This window comes from Desulfonatronum thiosulfatophilum, assembly GCF_900104215.1.
GTDB lineage: Bacteria > Desulfobacterota > Desulfovibrionia > Desulfovibrionales > Desulfonatronaceae > Desulfonatronum > Desulfonatronum thiosulfatophilum.
Genome location: NZ_FMXO01000011.1, coordinates 18,746 through 43,469, shown reverse-complemented (window position 1 = coordinate 43,469; position 24,724 = coordinate 18,746). Strand labels below are relative to the sequence as shown.

21 protein-coding genes are annotated in these 24,724 nt (G+C 55.8%); 13 read left to right on the top strand and 8 right to left on the bottom strand.

What is annotated here, in order from left to right:
• Positions 1–155: 155 nt before the first annotated feature.
• The 5 genes from BLP93_RS10270 to BLP93_RS10250 all read right to left on the bottom strand — a co-directional run bounded on the left by BLP93_RS10270 (position 156) and on the right by BLP93_RS10250 (position 4,350).
• Entirely contained in the window at positions 156–1,931 is a 1,776-nt protein-coding gene (locus BLP93_RS10270) for an aldehyde ferredoxin oxidoreductase N-terminal domain-containing protein (protein WP_092120992.1), read from the bottom strand.
• Positions 1,924–2,358 (bottom strand): 4Fe-4S dicluster domain-containing protein, encoded by a 435-nt coding sequence (locus BLP93_RS10265; RefSeq protein ID WP_092120989.1) that lies wholly within the window; start codon positions 2,356–2,358, stop codon positions 1,924–1,926. Before BLP93_RS10265 ends, BLP93_RS10270 begins: the two co-directional genes overlap by 8 nt.
• A 225-nt stretch (positions 2,359–2,583) precedes the next feature.
• Positions 2,584–3,111, bottom strand: coding sequence for a DUF6691 family protein (locus BLP93_RS10260; protein WP_092120986.1), 528 nt, complete (start codon positions 3,109–3,111; stop codon positions 2,584–2,586).
• Complete coding sequence (locus BLP93_RS10255) at positions 3,108–3,623, bottom strand: YeeE/YedE thiosulfate transporter family protein (protein ID WP_153304283.1); 516 nt, start codon at positions 3,621–3,623, stop codon at positions 3,108–3,110. Before BLP93_RS10255 ends, BLP93_RS10260 begins: the two co-directional genes overlap by 4 nt.
• Before the next feature lie 238 nt (positions 3,624–3,861).
• On the bottom strand, positions 3,862–4,350 hold the full coding sequence (locus BLP93_RS10250) for a Spy/CpxP family protein refolding chaperone (protein WP_161946283.1): 489 nt from the start codon (positions 4,348–4,350) through the stop codon (positions 3,862–3,864).
• An 875-nt stretch (positions 4,351–5,225) separates the two neighbouring features.
• Between BLP93_RS10250 and BLP93_RS10245 the strand changes: the two genes are divergently transcribed.
• From BLP93_RS10245 to BLP93_RS10235, 3 genes are read left to right on the top strand one after another with little or no spacing between them, the layout of a single operon-like run.
• Complete coding sequence (locus BLP93_RS10245; protein WP_161946282.1) at positions 5,226–5,789, top strand: RNA polymerase sigma factor; 564 nt, start codon at positions 5,226–5,228, stop codon at positions 5,787–5,789.
• Entirely contained in the window at positions 5,789–6,457 is a 669-nt protein-coding gene (locus tag BLP93_RS10240) for an isoamylase early set domain-containing protein (protein ID WP_092120977.1), read from the top strand. The genes BLP93_RS10245 and BLP93_RS10240 overlap by 1 nt, the downstream gene beginning before the upstream one ends.
• Positions 6,432–7,337, top strand: coding sequence for a hypothetical protein (locus tag BLP93_RS10235; protein WP_139162976.1), 906 nt, complete (start codon positions 6,432–6,434; stop codon positions 7,335–7,337). The genes BLP93_RS10240 and BLP93_RS10235 overlap by 26 nt, the downstream gene beginning before the upstream one ends.
• A gap of 139 nt (positions 7,338–7,476) precedes the next feature.
• Here BLP93_RS10235 and BLP93_RS10230 read toward each other — a convergent pair whose 3' ends face one another.
• From BLP93_RS10230 to BLP93_RS10220, 3 genes are all read right to left on the bottom strand, one after another.
• Positions 7,477–9,087 (bottom strand): PP2C family protein-serine/threonine phosphatase, encoded by a 1,611-nt coding sequence (locus BLP93_RS10230; RefSeq protein ID WP_092120969.1) that lies wholly within the window; start codon positions 9,085–9,087, stop codon positions 7,477–7,479.
• 247 nt (positions 9,088–9,334) lie between these two features.
• The gene (locus BLP93_RS10225) at positions 9,335–9,958 is read right to left on the bottom strand and encodes a class I SAM-dependent methyltransferase (protein WP_092121245.1); all 624 of its coding nucleotides are present in this window, start codon (positions 9,956–9,958) and stop codon (positions 9,335–9,337) included.
• 58 nt (positions 9,959–10,016) lie between these two features.
• A complete protein-coding gene (locus BLP93_RS10220; protein WP_092120966.1) occupies positions 10,017–11,030 on the bottom strand; it encodes a chromate resistance protein ChrB domain-containing protein in 1,014 nt (337 codons plus the stop codon).
• A 153-nt stretch (positions 11,031–11,183) separates the two neighbouring features.
• On the opposite strand from BLP93_RS10220, the gene BLP93_RS10215 reads away from it, so the two are divergent.
• The 10 genes from BLP93_RS10215 (at position 11,184) to BLP93_RS10170 (ending at position 24,615) form a co-directional block, all read left to right on the top strand.
• Positions 11,184–11,750, top strand: coding sequence for an HDIG domain-containing metalloprotein (locus tag BLP93_RS10215; protein WP_092120963.1), 567 nt, complete (start codon positions 11,184–11,186; stop codon positions 11,748–11,750).
• 34 nt (positions 11,751–11,784) lie between these two features.
• On the top strand, positions 11,785–12,081 hold the full coding sequence (locus tag BLP93_RS10210) for a hypothetical protein (protein ID WP_208596618.1): 297 nt from the start codon (positions 11,785–11,787) through the stop codon (positions 12,079–12,081).
• Positions 12,082–12,394: 313 nt separating this feature from the next.
• Positions 12,395–13,654 (top strand): MFS transporter, encoded by a 1,260-nt coding sequence (locus BLP93_RS10205; RefSeq protein ID WP_092120960.1) that lies wholly within the window; start codon positions 12,395–12,397, stop codon positions 13,652–13,654.
• Between the two features lie 60 nt (positions 13,655–13,714).
• Positions 13,715–16,861, top strand: a complete 3,147-nt coding sequence (locus tag BLP93_RS10200) for a PEP/pyruvate-binding domain-containing protein (protein ID WP_092120957.1) — start codon at positions 13,715–13,717, stop codon at positions 16,859–16,861.
• 3 nt (positions 16,862–16,864) lie between these two features.
• Positions 16,865–18,175, top strand: coding sequence for a chromate efflux transporter (gene chrA, locus BLP93_RS10195; protein WP_092120954.1), 1,311 nt, complete (start codon positions 16,865–16,867; stop codon positions 18,173–18,175).
• Between the two features lie 364 nt (positions 18,176–18,539).
• Positions 18,540–19,319, top strand: a complete 780-nt coding sequence (locus BLP93_RS10190) for a FadR/GntR family transcriptional regulator (RefSeq protein WP_092120951.1) — start codon at positions 18,540–18,542, stop codon at positions 19,317–19,319.
• A 97-nt stretch (positions 19,320–19,416) separates the two neighbouring features.
• A complete protein-coding gene (gene betA, locus BLP93_RS10185) occupies positions 19,417–21,063 on the top strand; it encodes a choline dehydrogenase (protein WP_092120948.1) in 1,647 nt (548 codons plus the stop codon).
• Positions 21,064–21,127: 64 nt separating this feature from the next.
• Positions 21,128–22,072, top strand: coding sequence for an ABC transporter substrate-binding protein (locus BLP93_RS10180; RefSeq protein ID WP_092120945.1), 945 nt, complete (start codon positions 21,128–21,130; stop codon positions 22,070–22,072).
• Positions 22,073–22,313: 241 nt separating this feature from the next.
• Complete coding sequence (locus BLP93_RS10175; RefSeq protein WP_244148716.1) at positions 22,314–22,769, top strand: 4Fe-4S dicluster domain-containing protein; 456 nt, start codon at positions 22,314–22,316, stop codon at positions 22,767–22,769.
• Positions 22,762–24,615 (top strand): aldehyde ferredoxin oxidoreductase family protein, encoded by a 1,854-nt coding sequence (locus tag BLP93_RS10170; protein ID WP_092120942.1) that lies wholly within the window; start codon positions 22,762–22,764, stop codon positions 24,613–24,615. Before BLP93_RS10175 ends, BLP93_RS10170 begins: the two co-directional genes overlap by 8 nt.
• Positions 24,616–24,724 lie beyond the last annotated feature (109 nt).

Sequence of the window (24,724 nt, the reverse complement as noted above, 5' to 3'; positions counted from 1 at the left end):
TAGCCACAATGACCGAGGCGTGGCGAAAATGTACGGGAAACAATTGAAAAAACGTGAGGGAGGAAAATAACCGCCCTCACGCTTTTTGTTTTGCAAAAGCTGTGAGGGCGGTATGGAACACTGTTATGAAGTTTCTCGGGTACAACTTCTACAGGCTATGAATCAGACTCTGGCGCCGGTTTCGGCTCTTCCTTACCAAGTTCACGGATGGCCTTGATGTAGCCTTGACGTACGGCGTTCATATAGCCGGGATTCATCTTTCCGGCCCAAGTTTCGACTTCCATGCATCGCTTAGGGACAGTGGTCTTTTCAGGTTCGTAGCCCGTACTCAGGCGCACCTTCCACCGCAGGCGCTGCATGGCATCGGCGGCCTGATCCATGTTCCCGGCCAGTTCCGACAGGCCGACCGCTTCCAGGCATTCCGCCAGCAGTTCCTTCTTGTACACCCCGCGGGCGAAAAGGCAGGAGACCAGAGAGGTCAATAGAACCCGCTCCCGCTCATCATCCACGAGATATTTCACTGCCTTTTCCGGATCCTTGGCATGTTCCTTCTGGTCGTAGCCATACGCTCCGGTATCCAGGTGGGAATGCCGGAAGGAGAGTGACTGGGAAGCGTAAAAGGTTTCGCCGACGTAACCTGCCATTTCCTGGCCCAGAACACAGGCGAAATCCTCGCCGCCGTATTTTGCCGCGGCATGCTTCACGCCCTTGGCCAGATCGGCATAGAATTCATTCTTGGCGTGGCCCAGGCTCCAAATGGCCTCTTTGTAGGCCGCGACATTGCCGAACGCCAGGTCGTATTCCACCTGTTCCTTGGTCAACAAACTCTTTTCATAGGCTTCCGTGGCCCAGGCCAGGGCAACGCCCGTGCTCATGGCGTCCAGACCTTCCTTTTCCACTTCATCCATCAGTGCCAGGCAACCAGATGCATCCATCACGCCGATCATGGAACCCAGGCCGAAGATCAGTTCGTAGTCATAGGCCACCTGGCGGATCTGGAAGCGGTGTTCCTCCTGGAACTGTTCCCGTAGCAGCCCCACATGGATGCAGCCCACCGGGCACCCGGCGCAGGCCGTGTTGCGGATCAGCAGGTCCTTGGCAAAGGCTTCACCGGATATTTTCTCCACCTCCGGGTCCGTTGTCTGCTTCAGGTTGCGGATGGGCAGAGACTTCAGTTCGTTGAGCGGAGTGACGTTTCCCGGCGTGCCGAGATCATGGTACTTGCTCATCATTTCCGTGGCGGTCATGTCTTTGTAGACTCTTTTGAAGAGCTTGGCGTAGGCCTTGGAATCGGTTCCTGGCAGATCCTGGTCGCCGTCGCCGGAAACCACGATGGCCTTCACTTTCTTCACACCCATGACAGAACCCGCGCCCATTCGACCGAAATGGCGGTATGTGTCCACATTGATGCAGGCATACGCGGACAGGGTTTCTCCGGCGGGACCGATGCGAATGATGCTGCGGTGTCCCGAAGCGCCGGGAAAAGCCCGGCGCATGACCCGGCCGGTGGTCAGGGCGTTGGCGCCCCACAGGTAGTTGGCGTCCGCGGTCTCGATTTGTTTGGAGGCCACGTGCACGGCCACCGGCACCGTGGCCTGGCCTCGCACGACGATGGCGTCGTATCCGGCAAAACGCATGGCCAGGGCCAGACGCCCTCCGGCATGGGATTCGGAGTACTGATCATGGTGCGGGGATTTGAATCCGCAGACTACCTTGGACATCAATGGGAAATATCCCGTGAGGCAGCCGATGGCGAAAATCAGAGGCTGATCCGGGTGGGACCAGGGCTCTTCCGGAAGGCCGAATTTTTCGTACAGCGCCGCGGCGAGACCGCTGCCGCCGATATGAACATTCTTGTCGCCAAAGGAGATGATTTCGCCTTTGTCCCTGTCCAGGTGGACAATGCAGACCCGAAATGCGGTATCAGTCATTTTCAATTCCTCCCCGGCGGACGTGACCCTGTTTCTCGCGTAGTTCCAGACAGTTGTGGGGACAGAATTCCACGCATTGGCCGCAGTGAATGCAGACATAGGGCTTGTCTTTTTCATCCAGATAGATGGCGTCCACAGGGCAGGCCTCGGCGCATTTTCCGCACTGGATGCAGAGTTTCATCTTGACGATGACGCCGCCTCCCTTGCGCTGGGAATAGGCGCCCGTGGGGCAGACCTTGGCGCAGGGTGCCGGATCGCAGGCCAGGCAGACCCGCGCCTCAAAGCCCGTGGTGATTCCCCCGCTGGAGCCGATGCGAATTCCGGCGGCGCTCCAGGAGAATTTTTTATGTACCTGTCTTGCACAGGCCATGGAGCAGGAATGGCAGCCGATGCAACGGTCCATGCGTGAAGCACGCAATATCTTCATCGTGTTCCTCGATGGCTGAAGGTTGAAGAAAGCTCGTACCCAAAAAAGAACACATTAACTTTTTTTCGCATCGGGTGCAAAATCCGGAAACTGAGCTCCTGGATTGCGTGTTCTACGGTAACTATTCAGCAAATTCTGCTCATACGTCGGGAACTGGTCCGGCTTGCCTTGATTTTGCGGCCTCGCAAATCAAGGCAAGCCGGGTTTCGCGTGAAGAGCTGCGTCCTATAATCCCTTCTTATCAAACCATCGAAAAAGCAGGACCGCGCAGATAATAAACACCGGGATGACCACCCAGTGGTTGACGCCGAGCATCTGGGGGAGCGTCAATTTGCCCAGGTCGCCCCAAGTGTACACTGTGGCCGTGAGCCAGGGATAAGCCTCGGCGAAAATGCCGGCCCCCACCACCATGCCCAGGATGCCCCACAGTGCATCAAAACGGCCTTCACCCAGGGCGCCCATGGCCGTTCCGGGACAATATCCCAAAAGCCCCCAGCCCAGGCCGAAGATCAAGCCTCCGATAATGACCGGCCCAAGGACCAGAGACTTTACGGAGAGCTTGGCAACGCCGAGGTCCTGCAGGAGGTAAACCCCGACCATGCCGACAATGACGCTGGACAGCATGAATTTGATGATGGTCATGTCCATCAGTCTGAGCGCGCCCAATTGTTTGTCGTAGCGCAGAACGCGCCCCTTCTGGAGCAGGAAGCCGAAGAGAAAGCCGGTGATCAGACCATAGATCAAAGTGCTCATGACCTTTTCCCTCCATAGACGATGCGGGCCATGATCATCCCGCCAATAAAAAAGCACACCAGAGCCACAAAGCCGCTGACAGCCAGTTGAAGCGAACCGCTCAACCCATGACCGCTGGGTCAGCCGTCCGCGAGGCGGGCGCCGAACATGGCCACCACGCCTCCGGAAAAGGCAAGCACGGCACGCTTGACCGGAGTGTGCCCGAAACGCCTGTGCCACATGTCAGGCACGGACTGCCATCGAAATGATCCGGAAGTCGCTGCTGAAATCAACGAACCGAGAACTATGCCGACCACGAACATCCACTGCCAGTCTATGTGAGGAACCACCCTGGTAAAATACTCCAATTGCGCAACCCGTTCCGGTCCAAACCATTGTTCGATCATTCCCGCTGTCCGCACAAAAGATGTGGACGCACCGAAGAACTGGCCGGTCAACCAGACCGACATTACGCCGAGCAGACCGCTCAGGCCTCCAGCCACGTAGGGACTCCATCCACCATCGTTCTTCATGCTCACTCCTCCCTTTGAAGTTGGGTCGTCATACAGCAAACACAGCTTGATGCCGTGGAATTACTTGTATCACTTTTTAGGTGAAGGTCCAGCCTCTCAGGGCACAGTAGATTGTGATGTGTTGCACAAATATATGATCATAGCCAATGCGCGAAGTGGATGCGCCCTGCAGTGCGCGCCAAAAAAAAGCCGCCCTGTATCGAGGCGGCTTTTACTGTATTGCGTTAACAAACGTTGTTTAATGATCCGAATGTCCGGACATCATCGGGCACTTGTCCATGCTTCCCATCCCGGATCTCATGCCGCGGCCGCCCATGCCGCGGCCTTTGCCGCCGAGTGTGCCGGAGCGGATCAAATGTCCTGTTTCTTCGTAAATGGCGCGGCGAAGGTTATTTTTCATTCTCAAGGTTTCACCATGAAGTTGCGTGATTTCCTCGGTTACGGAATTGATGGCCTCCTGATTTACCTCGGGCGATGCCAGGAGGACATCCAGTTCCGCCTGTTTGGCACGCATACGCAGATTGTGGTGCATGACTTCCTGGCGATGGGACTCGACCATGTTCCGGACGGCTTGGCGCTGTTCCTCTGTCAGTGTCCCGTGAACGGGATGCGCATCCGTGATCTGGCCTTCTGATGGTTCAGCCCCGTGATCGTGTTGGGCAAGAACAGGGAAGGACAACAAAGCGATAATCAGAACTGCCGTGCTGATGGTGGAAATTTTCCGCATAACTGCCTCCGAAAGGTTAAGGTGAACATACTCAAAATCTATGTCGAGAATTAATGCCAATTGCATTATCAAAAAAAGGTAACCGCCACGCTCATCATGCCCTGTTTATAAGGTAATGCAGGCAGGGCATTGAAGCCGCCTGCGTCAGCAAGAACATAGCAGCGTCTACTTTTTATCCGTACCTTTTTTCATTACCCAGAACATCGCTGAGTTGACTTCAGCGGAAAATCTTCTCAGGCTGCGGCGGTTCCTTCACTGGAAACCGTGCCGAGTTCCGTGCCACGAACACATCTCTGGACAAAATCCGGCCTCGTTTTAATGTGGCTCTTGCCTTCAGTCCTCTGGCAGCGTTCAATTCTCTTGTCTGCACCGCCCAAGTTGCAGCCTCGAGCCAGTGAGAGTCTCGAGCATCGAGGCGATGTTTCAAAAGCCGTTCGAAGCTCCTGATTGCTGTTCGCTGCCGCTGCCTCTGAGGTCAAATGTATTCCGGACAACATCAGGCCAAGGCACATCGTTCCACATAACAATGTCTTCTTCACAACATCCTCCAGTCCAGGTTAAGTAATTGACGATTCTGATCCAAATCCGGTCCACGGTCCGATTATTCCGGATTATCTCAAACCATGCGCAGTCTGAGTGAAGGGCTTATGATTATATCTACGAAGTATTGTGCAAAAAGGTCACAAACAATGCGACATTTCATTCGTACAAGTGATTATATTCAGATATTTCAGTTCAAAACATCCACCGCCTTGACGAATTGTCCCCATGTTTCCCAGTTTTCCGTCGAGCAACATCATCAACCTGTGACTTTTTCCTTACAGGGAACGTATATTTGAAGTATGTACACCTTGCGGCGCTGTCGGCACGAATCCATGGAAATCGATGATCAAAGAATCGTTCTGCGTGTCCGTGCTGGTGAGCAGCAAGCCTATGCCGTGCTTGTGGATCGATATCAAACCCCTGTGTACAACCTGATGTTGCGCATGGTTCGTTGCGCGGATCTGGCTTTGGATTTGACACAGGACACATTTACACATGCCTACGAGAAGCTGAGCGGCTTTGATCAGAACAGGCCCTTTTTTCCCTGGTTGTACACTCTGGGTCTGAACATCGCCCGAGACCACCTGCGCGGGAATGACAAGGAACGCCATGTAACTCAAAGCCTGGACCAGATGTGCGAGAACGGCTTCGACCCGTCCGGTACGGATGACTCCGGAGAAGGCCCATATGAGCGAATATTGGAGCGTGGTCGGTTGAACAAGGCCCTGGCCAGTCTTCCGGAAGTGACCCGTGAGGCCTTGATTTTACGCTTTCGAGAAGGGCTTTCGTATTCGGAAATCGCTGAATCGCTGAATATAGGTCTCAGCAACGCCAAAATGACCGTTCAGCGCGGTCTTGAAAAAATGCGCAATCTCCTGCCGCGGGAGGACTTCTGATGACGAAACACACTGAAACTGATTTGGATCAATCTCGCATAGCGGGCTTGATCAGCCGTCTGGACTACAGCCTTCCGCCTGGCGACGTGACCGCAACGGTCATGAGACGAATCAAGGCTCAACACCCCGCACCCGCGGCTTCGCGCCGCCTGTTTCGGTTAACGGACCTGTGGCGGTGGCTGATCACGCCGAAACCCTTGCGCATCGTTCCCGCGGCCCCGCTGGGCGCGGGCCTCGTGGTGATGCTTTTGGTGTTCGTCCTGACCATGGGCAAGCTTGAAGAGCCAATGGGCGATCTCGCGGAGAACGAAGGAGCGGGCGCACAAGCCGGGCTGCCGGTTTCCGATATGGTTCTCGGAGGTATGGACCAGGACCTCCCGCTCGTCGTGTTTATGGTTCAGGCTGAGGACGCACGAAAAGTGTCCTTGGTCGGCAGCTTCAATAATTGGCGGGATCATGGATTTGAGATGCGGCCCGTGGAAAATCTGGAAGGTTATTGGGCCATCTCCGTGGCTTTGGAGCGAGGGCAACATGAATATGCGTTTCTCGTAAATGGGGAACAGATCATGGATGATCCCCAAGCCTTGCTGTCAGTGGACGATGACTTTGGCAACCGCAATTCCGTGATCATCGTGGAGGATCATGAACAAGCGTATGGATATTCTTAGAAAAACAATTTCCGTCGCCGTGCTGGGCATGACCCTGCTTCTGCCCCTGACTGTCATGGCCAATGAACTTGTCATGTTGCCGGGACGGGTTACGGATCGTGTGCTGGCTCTGGCCTATATCCACAACCTGCCTCGGCACGAGACGCAATCCCTGCTCGAATCTCTGGGAAAGGCGGCATCAGGCGGTCTTCCCGTGGAGCCTCTGTTGCGCAAGGTGGAAGAGGGGCTGGCCAAACGTGTTTCTCCGGAGCGCATCGTTGAGGCCCTGGAAACACTGTCCGGTCGTTTCCAGGAGTTTGCCCAAATTCTGGATGGAGTAGCGCCCCACACACCAAAAAATCGGGACGTCATCCTTCGAAGAATGCACAATCTGTCCACCCTGGGAATCACTCCGGAGGTCCTCGAGGCTTATCTTCATGGACGATCTCCGCAGTCCATGGGCGATGTGCTCAATGCCTTGGAAATCAAGGCCGGGTTGATGCAACACGGAATTTCCGATCAGGACGCGGAACACATCGTGAAAGCCGGTTTGACCGCCGGCTGTTTCCGCAAGCCCAAATGGAACCTGGTTCGATTGGCCCGCGCTGCCCGAGAGGCCGATATCCCCAAAGAACATATCGCGAGGTTGATTCTGGATATCGTGGAAGGACGGAAAACTGACCGGATCGTGGCTGAAGAGCTTGGGATCAACCTGGACAGGTCTCCTGGACGAGGCCGTCATGGCGGTGCGCATCGATTCGGAGGCCGGGAAGCAGGAGTCGGGCGGAGTGGCGAAGGAGCGGCGAGGGGACTGATGCAGACAATGGACGCAACTGCTCCCCGGCAATGCGACAACAATGGTGCAACGACTCAGGGTCCCGTCGATTCCCCCACGGACTGACGTATTTCGTGGTGCGGCGAACAGACACAGGCAACCTCTACGGGTGATGATAAGCACGCTTGAATTACGGCTTCGCGATACACTGATCAGCCTTTGTTGTTTTTGAAGAGCATCCAACTGGCAAGGCCCTTCAGTTTCGTCAGGCATACAGGTCGTCTGGAGTAACTTTGAGCACCACGAGGGTAATATCGTCTTCCTGGACCTGATCGCCCCGGAAGGAAATGACTGCATCGGTGATGATAGTTAATATCTCCTGAGCCGTACGGTGTGCGTTTCCACGGATGATCTCACGCAGCCGCTCCTTGCCGAAGAATTCTCCAGCCGAATTCGTCGCCTCCCAGATGCCGTCAGTGCCCATAAGCAAGATCTCGCCCGAGGCCAGGGCATCCCCTTCAAATTCCTGGTAGTGACGTTCCTGCACAATTCCCAGCGGTAAGCCGTTTCCACGCAGTTCGCTGAAACTGCCCGTCCGTGGGTTGTACAATATGCCTGGATCGTGGCCGGCGCTGACCCACCTGGGAACTTTCTCGTGGTCGACGATCAAGCAGAATAACGTCATGAACCTTCCTGTGCCGAAAGTATCCAAGAACATCATTCGATTCACATCGAACATGCATTCGGACAGTGAACCGGGCAGGGCGGTTCTTAATCGGATCAGAGAGCGGACCGAGGCCATGATCAGAGCCGAACCTATGCCGTGCCCGCTGACGTCGCCGATCATCACGAACACTCGTTCGTTGTCGATTGACTTGAAATAGTCAAAGTAGTCCCCTGTGATAGCATCACAGGGGATGCTTGTGCCGACTAGGTCTAGGCCGGCGAAGGACGGAGGTTTCTCAGGCAGCAGGCTACTTTGAATTTCCCGTGCCACTTCCAGGCTTTTCGTCAGTCTAAGATGTTCCTTAAGTCCCTCGATCATCAAATTGGTGTGTCCGGCGATAAATCCCAGTTCGTCATTGGTAACTGCCGGGACATGGCCGCTTAAATCACCATGGCTGACGCGCTGCAAAACGTCGGCATGGCTGCCAAGAAGCATCTTGAGATTACGCGTATACGAGAAAATAAGATTCACGACCATGAGCAGAAGTACGCCCGTAACGAAAAAGATTTCCATGATCACAACGCGGGCAAGGGCCGTGATGTTTTCCGCGGTCGCGATGGTGGTCGTGAGCCAATGCAGATCATGATATACAACGAGACTCAATATTGTCGCCGTCAAAACAGCGAGAGCCGTGGTCAAAAGCAGTAATTTGCGGGACACTGGAAAACGTGATTCCGGCGGGTAGCGGCCCAATCCACTGTATTTGGCTTGCAAAAAGACGCAACGGTCCTGTTCCAGGGCCAAGTCCAGGGCCAGAAACAACCCCATGGTCAGAAACCCCAAAAAAAGCATCAGACCGCTGTGCAGGAAAGGGAAGCCAAGAAAAAAAAGATTATGCAATGCAATATACAACCCAACGCCGACGAACAGGAGCAGATCCATCCAGAACTGGCGGCGGGATCGGGAAAAAAGAGGAGCTGAATCGACGATTTGCTGTAAAAGAAGTACACGGGCCAAATAGGCTAAAGCCAAGGGAGGCAAAATGATCAGGAAAACCCGCGGCAGCGGCAACGTATTGACGTAGGGACAAATTTCTCCGCCATAGAGGCTCATGACGATCAGGACAAAAAGGAAGTGATTCGTGGTTCTCAACAGCCCAGGAGCCCGGTGGAACAAATTCTTTGGAAATACGATAATTGGTGAGGACATAATTACACTATCTACTCATCTGAACACTTCGCTGCAAGCTGAAGCGTCCCTGGCCCTCGAGGCAGATCATTTATGGCAGAGTGGATCTGGGCATGATCCGAAACGACATAAATGACGCGAGAATTCAGCGCGTCCTTGAGCAAGACATTGCCGACGCCAGGCGCTCACGTTCCAAAACTTCGGGTTTTTTTCGTCAACGGCAAGCCTGGTGTGGTTAGGATGTATTCGCGCCGCCGTAGCGGCCTTGTCAGTCACTGTTTCTTCTCTGAAACAGGGCGTATATATACGGTCGTTGATCGCCGAACGGACTGATGTAATTAAATCTTTCCTGGCGGATGAGGGTGAACTGGGAACCGAGTCGATACGCCATCTCTTCTGCTGAATATCTGTGTAAATCCAATCCCGCACACCTGGGGGCGCCGTCCGGCGAAAACTCGGCAAGCAAAACAAACCCTCCATCCTTGATCACGGCGCGGAGATTGTCAAAATAGCCCTCAATTTCAGGCTCTTCAAGCAAGAAGTGCAGAACAGCCCGATCTATCCAGAGATCCGCGAGCGGACAATCCTTCGGCAGCGGCTTCGACATGTCATGATATAACCAGACAACTTTTCCGTTGTCCTGAATCCTGTCTTTCAGTTTATTGAGAGCCGCATCGCTGATGTCATTCAGCACAAGCTGATGACACCGGTTCAATAACTCGTCAACAAGCACGGAGGTTCCCGCTCCCGGTAGAAACACCGTGGCGGATTCCAGATGCGGAATCCCTTCAAGAAATCGCAGCGTCTGCGACGCATCGCCTTCATACCAACCTAGTTCAGGGTCCGCCTTGGCAGCGAATATCTTGTTCCAATGTTCAGTTGTATTCGGCATGTCTTTCTGCTCCATTTCATGAAAAACGTGAGTGAATGAATTCCTTGCATGCGTTATTTCAGACAGCTTTATTTGTTGTGGGATGTTTACGAAAGAATTCCAAGAGGCTGTCCAGTATCTGGAAGCCGTGCTTCAAGCGTTGCCCGTCGTCGTCTTCGCGCAGGACAATCCCGGCCATCAGCGCGGCGATGCCGGGTGATTCCGGCCTGGCGGGATGGTGCTCATCCAGATCTATGTCGTGAATGATCGCCCCCAGGGATTTCAAGGCTGAATCGTCCAGCAACCCGAAACGGCGGAGCATGACCTCAAAAGTACACTCCGCCCCTTCATGCGTGAATTCCGCCTCAGCCATGTCGAACCGCAGGTCTCCAGGCGATACGGATTCGGCATCGAAACGGAAAATGGCCTCTGAGTCAATGAACCGCCGGATCAACCAGGCGGAAGCAATGCGATCCACATGTATTCCCGGCCGCGTTACCCAGGTTCTGCCGATATACTCCTCCAGCCGCAGCGCCGCGTCCATTTCGGAGCTTTTGTCTTCCCCGGCCGCGGCCAAACGCAGCCACTTTTCCGCGCCGGCGAGAATGCTTTCCATTGCTTCGCGCCCAGGTGCACCGAAAAAATCCACGGCAACGATCCTGTCATACCGGGATCGCAACTGCGCCAACCAGGCCGCCGTTTCCTTTCGGCGGCCTTCATCCGCTGCGCAGGAATCATTCAATCCCTCGAAAATGGGGCGAGCCTCGGCGGCCAGTTCCCGGTACTGAGCATCACGGGCCTCAATAAACAACGACTTGATTCGATCGTTGTCAGCATTCCCGATGGCGACGTCAAAAGCAGCGCGACACGCAAATACACGTCCGCCTCCCTGCTCGATTTCCCTGGAGAGCCAGAGCAGCCCTTCGCGTTGGCGTACGTCGTCCGGCAGAACGTACACTGCGTTCTTCAGGGCCACGGCTCCGAGAGCGGCCAGGCGTCTGGCAGCCTTGGCCCGTAAGTACGGCGGCTTGGGCGGAATGTTGTGGATGCAGAGCAGCCAGGTGGAGCCCTGTTTTTCGTCAGTTGTCTTCATATTGACTCTTCGTTCAATTGCCTCAAATTCAAAAATATTAAAATGGCAGTTGACATAAAAATAAGGCGACATATGTGTCAGTTGATATGTATTCCGCATGAAATACCTATCTACTGACAGACTGCTCGTCAACGTCACTTTTCGGAGGTCAATATGAACCGAATCACCATGCTTCAAGAGGAAGACATCAACCTGCTCAAAAAAAGCGGCATGTCCGAGGAGGACATCACCCACAGCGTGCAGGTGGCGGAGAAAGCGCTGGAAATCGCCGAACGCATTCGCAAGACCAGCGGAACCGGTTTGGACATGGAGCTTGTCGGGCGCGGGGCGCTCTTTCACGACCTGGGCAAGGCAAAAACCCACGCCATGGAGCACGGCATGATCGGCGCAAGGATGGGCCGGGACCTGGGATTGCCCGAAGCCGTCACGGCCATCATGGAGAAGCACATCCGGGGAGGATTGACCGCCGACGAGGCGGTTGAACTTGGTCTGCCGGTCAAGGATTATACTCTTGGCAGGCTGGAAGAGCGGATCATCATCTATGCCGATCGATTGGTGGACATTATTCATGACGGCATCGTGGCCATCAGCAGTGAACTGGAGGCCGAAGAACGGTTCGAGGAAATTCTCCGGAACTTCCCCAAATACGGAAAAAATGAACCGACCATGGCTCGATATCTCGGCTATCACCAGGAAATACAATCACTGATGGCGGGTTAAGCCGCAACACCCTTCAACCGAAAGGAGAAATGCCATGCCTCCCGTGCACAAACACCTGGAAATCAGCGCCCGGCGCACCGGAAATCCATACAAGGAAGTCCATGAATGGATCGACCATCCGGACTTCAAGGACGAGCGTCACGACATCACCCGCGTGTTGGAGTTCGCCAAGGTGTTCACCGAAAAATTCGGCGAGGAAGCGGCCCAGGAATACGTCCAGCACCTGGCCGACGATCTCCAGGGCAAGTTCGGCCATCTCGTCGAGGATGTGCAGGCCATGATCGACAAGAATCTGATGTACTTCGGAGCCAAAAAAACCGGCGCCGATTGAATTCGTTCCACCTCTAAAGTGGGCTTTGCCCGCAACCCAAGCAGAAAGAATTTGAACCGCCCGCTTCTCTGGAGGCGCGGAGGACGCCAAGAAGAATTTTTGCCTTCAGCTGGAAAGATGCGGCAGGCAAAAGACTTCACGCCTGACGGCGAAGTGACATCACCCCGACAGGGGTGAGACATCCTTTTGGAAAGCAGCTCTTTCCCTGATTTCCAAAATGTTTCCTTGGCGACCCCTGCGCCTTGAGCGAAGCGGGCGGTTCAAAACTTCTTGTTTTTTCTTGCAGGCTATCAGGAGTAAGTCACGAAAATCCATGAATCCGAATCCCACGCCAACGCGTCCCATTCGCGCAACTGCCAGACTGGCCGATTTTCTGGCCCTGCACCCCGGCACCGTCGGCATACTGGCCATGGTCGTCCTGGTGGGCATGGGCGAGCGGATGGCCGAGCGCTTCCTGCCCATCTACATTCTGGCTCTGGGCGGAAGCGCCCTGGCCGTGGGCCTGCTCCAGGCCATGGACAACCTGCTGTCGGCCCTCTACTCCTTCCCCGGCGGATATCTCTCGGATCGCATCGGCGCCAAGCGCTCTCTGCTGATCTTCAACCTGGTGGCCATGGCCGGTTACGCCCTGGTGATCCTGATTCCCACCTGGCAGGCCGTGCTCATCGGCGCGGTGCTGTTCATCTCCTGGTCGGCCATTTCCATGCCCGCCACCATGAGCCTGATGTACACGGTCCTGCCCCAAGGTAAGCGGACCATGGGCGTGACCATGCATTCCTTGGTCCGACGCATTCCCATGGCTCTGGGGCCGATTCTGGGCGGTATTTTCATTGCGGCCTGGGGGGAGACCGATGGGATCAGGCTGGCTTTTGTCGCGGCCCTTGTCCTCGCCGGAGCGGCCCTGGTCCTGCAGCAGCGGATGATCCCGGACCGGCCGCCGGCGCCGACAACAACAGCAGACCGTTGCCCTCTGACCCCGGAGAAAAATCCGATCAGGCTCTATCGTCGCATGCCCGCCGCCATGAAAGGCCTGCTGGTCTCGGACGTCCTGATCCGTTTTTGCGAACAGATTCCTTACGCCTTCGTGGTCGTCTGGTCGATGCAGGTCATCGCCGAGCCGGTCTCGGCGGTCCAGTTCGGGGTGCTGACGTCTATTGAGATGGCCACAGCCATGCTGGTCTACATCCCCGTGGCCTACATGGCGGACCGGACAGTGAAAAAGCCGTTCATCACGGCGACCTTCGTCTTCTTCACGCTGTTTCCGCTGGTCCTGATGTACAGCCAGTCTTTCTCCTGGCTTGTCGGAGCGTTCGTATTGCGCGGCCTGAAAGAGTTCGGCGAACCCACCCGCAAGTCCCTGATCATGGATCTGGCGCCGGAAGACTGCCGGGCGGGCATGTTCGGCCTGTACTACCTGATCCGCGACGTTTTCGTCTCCGTGGCCGCGCTGGGAGGGGCCTTCCTCTGGATGATCAGCCCCCAGGTCAACCTCTGGACCGCGTTCGCCTTCGGTGTTGTGGGAACACTGGGGTTCGTTCTTTTCGGACGGGAGACGAGTCGAACGGCTTTGTAGAAATAGACGTGGTGCGCGTACCTGGGATACAAGGTTCTTACACAACCATGGAGCCGATCAATGCCTGATTCGACGCAGCACCCCCCCACCTGCGCGCCCTTGCCGACCATGGATGGAGCGCATGTCCAGCGTTATCGACATTTCAGGGACCTGTTGAACCACGGCCAGGTATCCCTCTTGCTCATAGCCGAGTTGGAGCAACTCTACTACGACATCCGACCGTTTACCCTGCCTCGCCTGGAAAGGGACGCTGATCGTCTACTCGCTAAAGTCCAAGCCATGATCTTTTCCCTGGAAAACATGACCCGGGAGAAGGAGATCGATTATCGAAATTCGTATTTGCACGGCACCCTGAAAAGTATTGAACGCTCCATTCGAGACGAGTTGAGGCCCTACTTCCGCTTGCCGACCACGGAATTCATTTTGCACCTGGAAGATGTGTCTGCGAATCATGGTCGGGCCGTCGGGGCCAAGGCGGCCAACCTGGCCAAACTGCAAAGGGATCTTTCCTTTCCGGTTCCGCGTGGATTTGTCGTCACCACTGCCGCATTTCATGCCTTCTGGGCCAAGACCGGACTGCAAGATAGAATTGAGAGTGAAATGGCCGAAGTGGACACGGAAAACCCCAAGGCTCTGGAGGTCATTGGACGAAAAATCCGTTCCTGGATCATGGAAACGCCTTTGCCTGACGATCTTGAAATGGCCATTACGCAAAGCGGGATGACCCTGACCCAAGAAGGATCAACGTCTCGCTTGGCCGTACGCAGCAGCGCCGTGGGCGAGGACACGGAGACTTCCTTTGCGGGCCAATACGAATCGGTCCTGAATGTGTCCCTGAAGGAATTGATCCGAGCCTACAAGACCGTCGTGGCCAGCAAATACTCTGCCGCGGCTCTTTCCTACCGCCTGCATCACGGTTTGGACGACCGGGAAACGCCCATGGCCGTGCTGATTCTGGAGATGATCGAGCCTCAACTGAGCGGAGTCGCATATACCGCTGATCCGGTCACTGAAGACCAACAAAGCATGCGCATCAGCGCGGTTTCCGGACTCGGCGGCGGACTTGTCGGGGGTTCGTCTTCTCCGGATTGGTCCTGGCGTCTCGAAAAAAAATCCTTTGGTATCCTTGAAGAGTCTTTTCACGGCCAGGACAGCGGCCTCATGAAAACGGATGGACTGGATCGGAAGCTCCTCAGCAATCTATGGCGGCTGACTCTGCGCATGGAAATCTTTTTTCAGCGGCCACTGGACATTGAATGGGCCGTGGATGCCGAGAACCATCTCTACTTCCTGCAGGCACGCCCACTCCTCGTGGTGAAAACAGACGCGGGAAGCGTTGTGGAGCTGTCCGACGAACAACTTGATCATCCCGTTTTGCTTGACGGAGGCCAGTGCGCTTCCGGAGGAGTGGCCGCCGGCAGGGTGATGATTCTGGATGCAACAGAGCTGGAGATCCCCGAAGAATCCTTGCAGCACATGGCCCAGGACAGCATATTGGTCAGCCCCACTGCTTCCACCGCACTCACTCCAATGGTCGGCATGGTCAGGGGTATCGTCACGGACGTCGGCAGTACTGCCAGTCACTTGGCTTCCGTGGCTCGCGAGTTCGGAGTCCCGGCATTGTTCAACACGGGTCAGGCCACCAAGATCCTGAAACAAGGACAGGAAATCACGCTTTGGGCCAGTAGAGGGCGAATATATCACGGTGTTGTCGAGGAACTGGCCCGGAACATCAAACCCCTGAAGCGCCCCGTTTTCGCCAGTCCCGGCCATCTGCGCATGCAACGCCTGCTTGATCTGATCTCCCCGTTGAACCTTACCGATCCTCTGGCTCCGGAATTTCAGAAGGCGCGATGTCTGACGCTTCACGACATTATCCGCTATTGTCACGAACAGTCTGTTCAGGAGATGTTCGCCTTCGGCAAGGACGTCGATGCGGCGCAACACGCCTTGCGACTGAAGGTCAGCATCCCCGTCCAACTCTATGCCCTGGATCTGGACGACGGATTCCGAACCGGCCTGACGACGTGCGACGAAATCAACGTGCACGACGTGGCCAGCGTTCCCTTTCAGGCCTTATGGCAAGGGCTCGCGCATCCCGGTCTGAACTGGACCAGCAACATCGCCTCGAGCGCCCGCGGTTTTTTGTCCCTTGTGTCAACCAATCCCGAGTCCGGAAGGGAAGACGCCCTGGGCGGAGCAAGCTACGCCTTTGTCTCACGGGACTATCTGAACCTGAACATTCGGTTCGGCTATCATCTCGCCACGGTGGACGCCCTTTGCGGCCCTGACCCTGAGCTCAATTATGTGACTTTGCATTTCGCAGGCGGCGTGGCTCCCTACTTCAGCAGATCGTTGCGCGCTCAATACATGGCCGAGGTCTTGAAGCGACTCGGATATACCGTCACGTTGCGCGGCGATCTGATCGAGGCGTCACAAAAACGACTGGATCAAACCTCTCTCCAGTTTGTTCTGGACCAGACCGGCCGTCTGCTGGGAAGCGCGCGCCTGCTGGACATGGCCATGAACAGTCCGGAGCAGGTGGTTGAGTTTACGGATGCATTCTTCGAGGGGCGGTATGACTATCATCAACCCGCTGACCCGGATGCGCCCGAGACGTATTATCTGATCAACGGATACTGGCGCAAGGTCACGGATGCGCAAGAGGACGCCGTTTTACAGGACGGCTCCCAGTTCGCCTCATTGGGCTCAGTGGCCGCGGCGCAAACCATGGGGCGCTTGATCGGAAAGCGGTATCAGGAGTTCTTGGACACCATCGAGGCGTACTACTACTTCCCCTTGGCTATCGCTAAGGACAGCCTGATGGGAAACGGCGTGGCGCATGTGCAAGTCAAGCCCGTATCCGGCGATATTGACCAAGCCGGCGGGTTGGCCTTCGGGATCCGGGATTGGGACAACTATTTCGTATTCCGGATCAACGCCCTGGAGGACAACGCCATTCTCTTCGAGTTCCGCAACGGCAAACGGTTGCAACGACAAGAAGTGGAAATTCCCATTGCCGCGGGATCCTGGCACGATCTGCGTGTGGAGCATGGCGACGGCGAAATCAGGGCCTACCTGAACGACAGCCCAATCATGACCCATCAGGCTGACCGCCCCCTGCAAGGCTATGTCGGTCTCTGGACCAAGGCCGACTCGGTGACCTTGTTTAGGAAGCTGCAACTACAAAAAATGTCTACAGGTTGAAGCATGCCTTCTGATGCTCGGCCCAGGACACCCGCATCCTTCAAAGAGGCGTTAAAGTTCTGGATTAAACTGGGGTTCATCAATTTCGGTGGTCCAGCTGGACAAATCGCCATCATGCACCAAGAAGTCGTGGAGAAGCGGGGCTGGATCACTGAGGGCCAATTCCTGCGGGCTCTCAATTTCTGCATGCTGCTCCCGGGACCGGAAGCTCAGCAACTTGCGACATACATCGGGTGGAGGCTGCACGGAATTCCAGGCGGCATCGCAGCCGGAGCGCTGTTCGTCATCCCGTCGATGTTCATTATCCTGCTCTTGAGCTATCTAGCCGTTGCGCACATCCATATTCCCGTCGTCGCAGCGGCATTTCACGGCATCCAGGCCGTGGTGGTCGCCGTGGTGCTGGAGGCCCTTCTGCGCATCGGGAAAAAAGCTTTGTACCATCCTTACCTTTATGGATTCGCAGCTGGCGCATTTATCGGCATCTTCTTTTTTCAGATCCCTTTTCCAATGGTTTTAGCCGCTGCCGCAGCCGGTGGATTGCTTCTGCAAAACCGCCTTCCGCATGTTTTCTGCAAGGATAATTTTGATCATCAATCTGGGGAGTGCCGAGTATCTGTTGTTTCCGACGAAACGGCCGATCACAACCGTTCCTGGCGGCATTTGTTGCTGGTTATTCTGACATGTTTCATTTTATGGGCAGCGGTTGTCGGAGTACTCTTGATCTGGCGCGGATACGAGGACGTGTTGACGCAGATCGCCCTTTTCTTCACCAAGGCAGCATTTGTTACTTTCGGCGGGGCCTATGCTGTACTCAGCTACATCTCCGGTTATGCGGTTCCCCAAGGATGGCTGACGACAGATCAAATGCTCATCGGCCTGGGTTTGGCCGAATCCACTCCCGGGCCATTGATCATGGTAACGCAGTACATCGGCTTTTTAGGCGCCTGGAACCTTCATGGATCGGCTCCCCAATTTCTGAATGCAACCTTGGGAGCACTGATTGCTACATATGTTACATTTTTGCCGAGTTTTCTGTTTATTTTCGTTGGCGCTCCGTTCATAGAAGCATTAGCGGGCAACCAGCGCTTACAGGCCGCTCTGACAGGTGTAACCGCCGCCGTCGTCGGCGTGATCCTCAATCTTGCCGTCTGGTTCGGATTGAATATCCTGTTTCCGGAACCAGGACACGTGGACGGCTTTGCTCTAGTAACGATACTGGTTTCTTTTGTTTTGCTCAGACGCTTTCATTTGCCGATCCATGCCCTCGTTCCCTTGGGCGCGATCGCGGGAATTCTCTGGAGCATTGCACGGTAACGGACTGGTTAGTTTAGGAAGGCAGAAAGACAACACCCAACCGCTTCATCGATACCCTCAACCCCTCCGACAAGTCCCCAGCAAGCACATGGGCAATGATTGCAATCATTGTTTCGGCCACCGCTTGCAAATTTGACAGCCCACAATCACGTCAGCAGTTGCCAACCAATTCTGGACCATTTCGTTTCGTAATGGGAACTTAAAATGTTTTTGAGGTTGACAATTCATTGTACGCCTGTAGAATGGTCCTTCCATTGTGCGCGCAAAGCCTGCCTGGATTTTTAATTATTTTTTTCATTACGCACTAAATTAATTTATATTTTAATTCATTAACCTGAAATTGATGATGGTTTAATGGTTGATAATGGACCGTCCATTTGCTTTGGGAAAAACAGAAATTCTTCAAGGAATATGTTCCGCTCCGGCAAAAACCGGTCGGGCGGGCGAGGAAATTGCCCTGCAAATCCAGGCAGCCGTCCTGGATGGAAAGATCAAGCCCGGCGAACGATTGCCCAGCGAAAGAGAATTGCAAGCCCTGTTCAAGACAGGTCGCGGCGTCATCCGTGAAGCCTTGCAGGTTCTGAAGCACAAGGGGTTGATCGAAATCCACAAGGGGGCCAAGGGCGGCGCTCACGTTAAGAACATTGAAGTGATCAGCATCAGTGAATCTTTTGCCCTTTTTTTGAAGCAGAACAATACCGACCCCATGCATCTCATCGAATTTCGGGAGAGCATGGACTACATCATCACAGATCTGGCCATCGCCAAGGGCCACGGCGAGCAGAAGCAGTTGCTCGTGGACAAGGCTGATCAACTGGCCGCGGCTGTCGAGAATCAGGCGACAACCATGGAGATGCTCGCGGAACTGGATCGAGAGTTGAATCTGCTCTTTGCCAGGATGGCCGGGAATCCGATTTTCGAATGGATCATGCAGGCCGTTCAGATCGGGTTCAGTTCCATGGACAACGCCCTGTACGAAGATGCCGAGTACCGTCGGTACGCAGTGGAAAACTGGCAGCATACCGCTCGGGAGATCGCCGCTCATGATCCCATTAAGGCCAAATCCTACATCAGTTTCCATTACATGATCCTGCGCAAAAAGGTGGAGCAGCTTCGCCGGCCGCAATCGTCTGAAAATGGATAAGTCTCAATGATGGACGCCAAGTTGTCGGGGGCATGCCGCCGGTCCTTATCGGAAAAGAACCACCACATTACTCAACTCAAAAAACACGGGGAGATATATGGCAAAAAACACATATGATGTGATTATTATCGGAGCAGGAACCGCCGGCAGCATTCTGGCAAATCGGTTGAGCGCCGATCCGGACCGCAAGGTTCTGGTGCTGGAAGCCGGGCGATGGGATCACAAGCTGGATTTCCGCATCCACATGCCTTCGGCGCTGTCCTTCAACCTGACCAATGAATTCTATAATTGGGCGTACGAATCCGAGCCGGAGCATTTCATGCACAACCGGCGCATTGCTCAGCCGCGCGGCAAGGTGTTGGGCGGTTCAAGCTCCATCAACGGCATGATCCACATCCGCGGCAATGCCATGGATTATGAGAAGTGGGGGGCCATGGAAGGATTGGAGACATGGGACTACGCCCACTGCCTGCCCTATTTTCAGAAGATGGAATACCGCCTCAAGGGCGCTGACGAATATCAAGGCCGGACAGGAGGGCAGTATCTGACAACGCCCAAGAACGACAATCCACTCTTCGACGCCTTTTTCGCTTCGGTCCAGCAGGCCGGATACCCCCTGACCAAGGACGTCAACGGTTATCAACAGGAAGGTTTCGGCAAGTTCGAAAGCACGACCTACCGCGGCAACCGGTGGAGTACGGCAAGGGGATATCTGCATCCGGCTCTGCACCGATCCAACCTGAAGCTGGTCTGCAAGGCCCTGACAACCAAAATCCTGTTCAACGGCAATAAAGCCATCGGCGTGGAATACCGCACAGGCAGGAAGGTTCATCAGGTTTTTGGCGGTGAGATCATCTGTTGCGGCGGGGCCATCAATTCACCGCAACTGCTTCAGCTTTCCGGAGTGGGCAACGGTGGCCATCTCAAGGAGAAAGGCATCCCCGTGGTCCGGGATCTGCCCGGCGTGGGCGAAAACCTGAGAGATCATCTCGAAGTGTACATCCAGTGCGCCTCGAAAAAGCCGGTCAGCCTGTATCCGGCCCTCAAGCCGTGGAACATGCCCAAAATCGGCCTGGAATGGCTGTTCCTACGCAAAGGCATCGGGGCCAGCAATCATTTCGAGGCCGGCGGCTTTGTGCGCAGCAACGATGAATTGGACTATCCGAATCTGCAATTCCATTTCCTGCCCATCGCCATCCGCTATGACGGCACCGCGCCCAGCGAAGGTCATGGCTATCAGCTGCATGTCGGGCCGATGTACAGCGACGCCAAGGGGTCAGTGACCCTGAAATCCAGCGATCCGGCCGTGCACCCCAGGATCAAGTTCAATTACCTGTCCACGGAAAAGGACCGCAAAGAATGGATCGAAGCCGTCAATTGCGCCCGGAAAATTTTCAATCAGCCGGCCTTTGCCGAGTTCAAGGCCAAGGAACTCTCACCGGGCGAGCACATTGCCACCGACGAGCAGATTCTGGATTTCGTGGCCCGAGAAGGAGAGAGCGCCTACCATCCGAGCTGCACCTGCAGGATGGGTTATGACGACATGGCCGTGGTGGACAAGAATTTGAAGGTGCACGGCCTGGAAAACCTGCGCGTGGTTGACGCTTCGGTGATGCCGGAAATCACCAACGGCAACATTTGCGCCCCGGTTCTGATGATCGCGGAAAAGGCCGCGGACGTCATCCTCGGCAACACGCCGCTTCCGCCGTCCAATGCGGGTTATTATCGACATAAAAAAGCATAATGAGCAGGCAACTGATGATTTCAGAATCATTATTGTTTCAACCATCCAACCAAGGAGAGGATTGATGGGTAAGAAATTTCGTGTACTGGCTATGGCAATGGTCATGTTCTGCATGGTCGGATTCGCTGGGAATGCTTTTGCTTCCAAGGACGTACGATTCGTCTACGTTCCCTGGACATGCGTCACGGTGAAGACCGAAGTGGCGACGCACCTGTTGAACGCGCTGGGGTACAACGCGTCCAGCATGCTGCTTTCCGTGCCCATTGCCTACCAGGCCATGGCCTCAGATCAGGCGGATATTTTTCTGGGCAACTGGATGCCGACCATGCAGAGCATTGCCGAGCCGCACTTCGAAAGCGGTCGGGTGCAGCAGTTCTCCGTGATTATGGACGGCGCGAAGTATACCCTGGCCGTGCCCACCTATGCCTATGAAGCCGGTTTGCGCGACTTTTCGGATATCGCAAAATACGCGGACAAGCTGGAAGGCAAGATTTACGGAATCGAAGAGGGCAACGACGGCAACGAAGTCATCGAACTGATGATCAACGAAAACATGTTCAACCTGGGCGACTTTGAACTGGTTCCTTCCAGCGAGACGGCCATGCTGACCCAGGTCCAGAACTTCGCCCGCAATGAGAATTGGATCGTCTTTCTCGGCTGGTCTCCGCACTGGATGAACAAGATCATCGACATGTCCTACCTCACGGGCAGCGATGAGCAAACATTCGGCGAAAACGACGGCACGGCCACGGTGTACATCAACATCCGCACCGGCTTTGACCAACAGCAGCCCAACGTAGCCACGTTCCTGAACAACTATCTCGTGCCCATCGAAATGGTCAACGATGCCATGAACATGCTCCATCAGGACAGCTCCATGGCCGAACTCGATGCCGGAATGGCTTGGCTGCGCAAGAACCCCGAGGTCTACCGAGGCTGGATGGACGGCGTGACCACGGCGGACGGCCGACCCGCCTTGCCCGTGATCGAAGCCCTGATGGTTCAGTAGCTGTCCCTTCGCGAATCAGTTTCGCAACAACAACATCAGTGGGCCGGGATTAACCTCCCGGCCCACTTTTCTTCCCTCATTTTCAAATCTCACAATCGAAATCGAAATCGCAATCGTAATCGAAACAACCCCCAACGATAAGCGAAATCATCCCAATCAACTGCAGCCGCACGACCCTAACATCGAATCCATCCGTCCCCCCCCCGGACAGAGGATCCTTCACCCCCAATCGGATCAAATCATGAAACAGAACCGTCCCCCAATCTTCATCCGCACCCATTTTGACGCCTGTACGGGCTGCCAGCTTTGTCAGGCCGCCTGTTCGAACCAGAAGTTCGGAGGCTATAATCCTCGCAAATCCATGCTCTCCATCCGGCGGATGTGGGAGAACATGGTCCATATTCCCGTGGTTTGCGAACAGTGCGCCAATCCGATGTGTCTCCGGGCCTGTCCGGTAAAGGCCATTTCCCGGGATGAGCAAACCGGAGCCGTGGTCATTGACCGGGAAACGTGCATTTCCTGTGGATTGTGCAGCCGGTACTGTCCCCTGGAAATGATCCATGTTGATCCGGAGAGCGGCAAGGCCTTCAAGTGCGATCTATGCGGAGGACGTCCGCAGTGCGTTTCGGCATGTCCGGTGGGGGCTTTGGAACTTGTATCGGCAACCGACAGCCAAGAGGAGGAGCGGGATGAATAGCTCAGCCATGGGCGTAATGCTCCATGTGGACCTCACCGGAGGCGAGTTTCACGACATCATGGTGCCGGACTGGCTCCAGGAAAGGTATGTCGGCGGCAAGGGCTTTGGGGCGAAGATGCTGTTGGATCTGGTGCCGCAAGGGGCCGATCCCCTTGGGCCCGACAACGTCCTGATGTTTCTCGCGGGCCCGCTTACGGCCACCCCGGCTCCGGCCATGCGCGCCTGCGTTGTCACCAAGTCTCCGCTGACCAACCTGTTTCTGGATTCCTACTTCGGCGGCATGTTCGGCCCTGAGATCAAGTATGCAGGGTATGACGCGCTGATCATCACCGGACGCTCCCCAGAACCTGTCTATCTGGCTCTGGACCATACCGGTTCCAGGCTGCACTCGGCCCGGGACGTCTGGGGGCTGGACACGCTCCTGAGCAATCAGCGGATCAAGCAGCAGCTCGACGATGAGGGGTTCAAGATCGCCAACATCGGCCCGGCCGGAGAAAATCTCGTTCCCTACGCCCTGATCTGCTGTGAATTCAACCGTCAGGCCGGGCGGGGCGGAGCGGGCGCGGTGATGGGCTCCAAGAACCTGAAGGCCATTGCCCTCAAGGGCAACAAGCTGGTCCACGTTCACGACCCGGAGGGATTCAAAGAAGCCCTGGCCCAGGCGAACCGCGAAATTCAGGACAGCGCCGAATGCCGCTCCCTGATGGTCTCCGGTACGGCGGCCTCGGTGGAGTTCGCCAACGAGGCCGGCCTGATCCCGGCCAACAACTTCAGCGACGGATCATCGCCCCTGGCCCAAAAACTGGGCGAGAAAGGCCAGGCCCAAAAGCTCTGGCTGAGCCGCGCCGCCTGCTTCGGCTGCCCCATTGCCTGCACCCAGATGGGCGCAGTGCGCTCCGGCAAGCATGCTCCCTTTGTCACCGATATCGTGGAGTATGAGTCCGCGGCCATGCTCGGCACGAACCTGGGCATCGGCGATCCGCGGGCCGTGGCCCATCTGACCAAGCTGTGCGACCTGCTGGGGCTGGATTCCATGTCCACCGGAGCCTGCCTCGGCTTTGTCATGGAGGCCGCCCAAAACGGCCTGCTCGGGCAGTATCCGGAAGCGGATCAGCCTGCCTTCGGCGATGTTGCCGCGGCGCAGCGCCTGATCGAGATGATCGCCCACAGGCAGGGAGAGTTCGGGCGTCTGCTTGGCAAGGGCGTCCGCGCCGCCGCCGCGGTGGTTGGGCCGGAAGCCGAGAGCCTGGCCCAACACGTCAAAGGCCTGGAAATGCCGGCCTGGGGACCGCGCGGTGCGCCGGGCATGGGACTGGCCTACATGACCGCGGACCGGGGAGCCTGCCACCAGCGCGGATTTCCCGTGGGCTACGAAGCCACGGGCATGGAATGGCGGGGCAAGCCCGTGCAGGCCCTGGCCCTGGAGGGCAAGGCCGAACTGGTTGTCGCCCTGCAAAACTACCTGGCCGGAACGGATTGTCTGGTGAAATGCGACTTCGGCGCCATGGGCGTTCGGCCGGAAACCTATGCCCGGCTCCTGAACACGGCCACGGGGATGGATGTGGACGCCGACTTTTTCGATCTGCTGGGCGAACGAATTTGGAACACCACCCGCGTATTCAATTTGCGTGAAGGCATGGACATCACCCAGGAACGCCTGCCCAAGCGATTCGTCCAAGACCCCCTGCCCAGCGGCCCCCACAAGGGGCACCGCATCACCGATGAAGACATGCGCTCTCTCCTGCAGGACTACTACCGGGTGAGGAACTGGGACGAGCAGGGCCGTCCGACGCCGGAAACTCTGGAGAGGACGGGAGTTCAAACCTTAAAACGGGTCGTCCTGTAAAATTGATGCTGAGAAGACCCAAAGGAGGTACTGCAAGCCCGGGGAACCACAGGTTTGGCTATTTGAACATCAAAAATGCCATTAACATCAACAAGCGAGGTACCAGTGA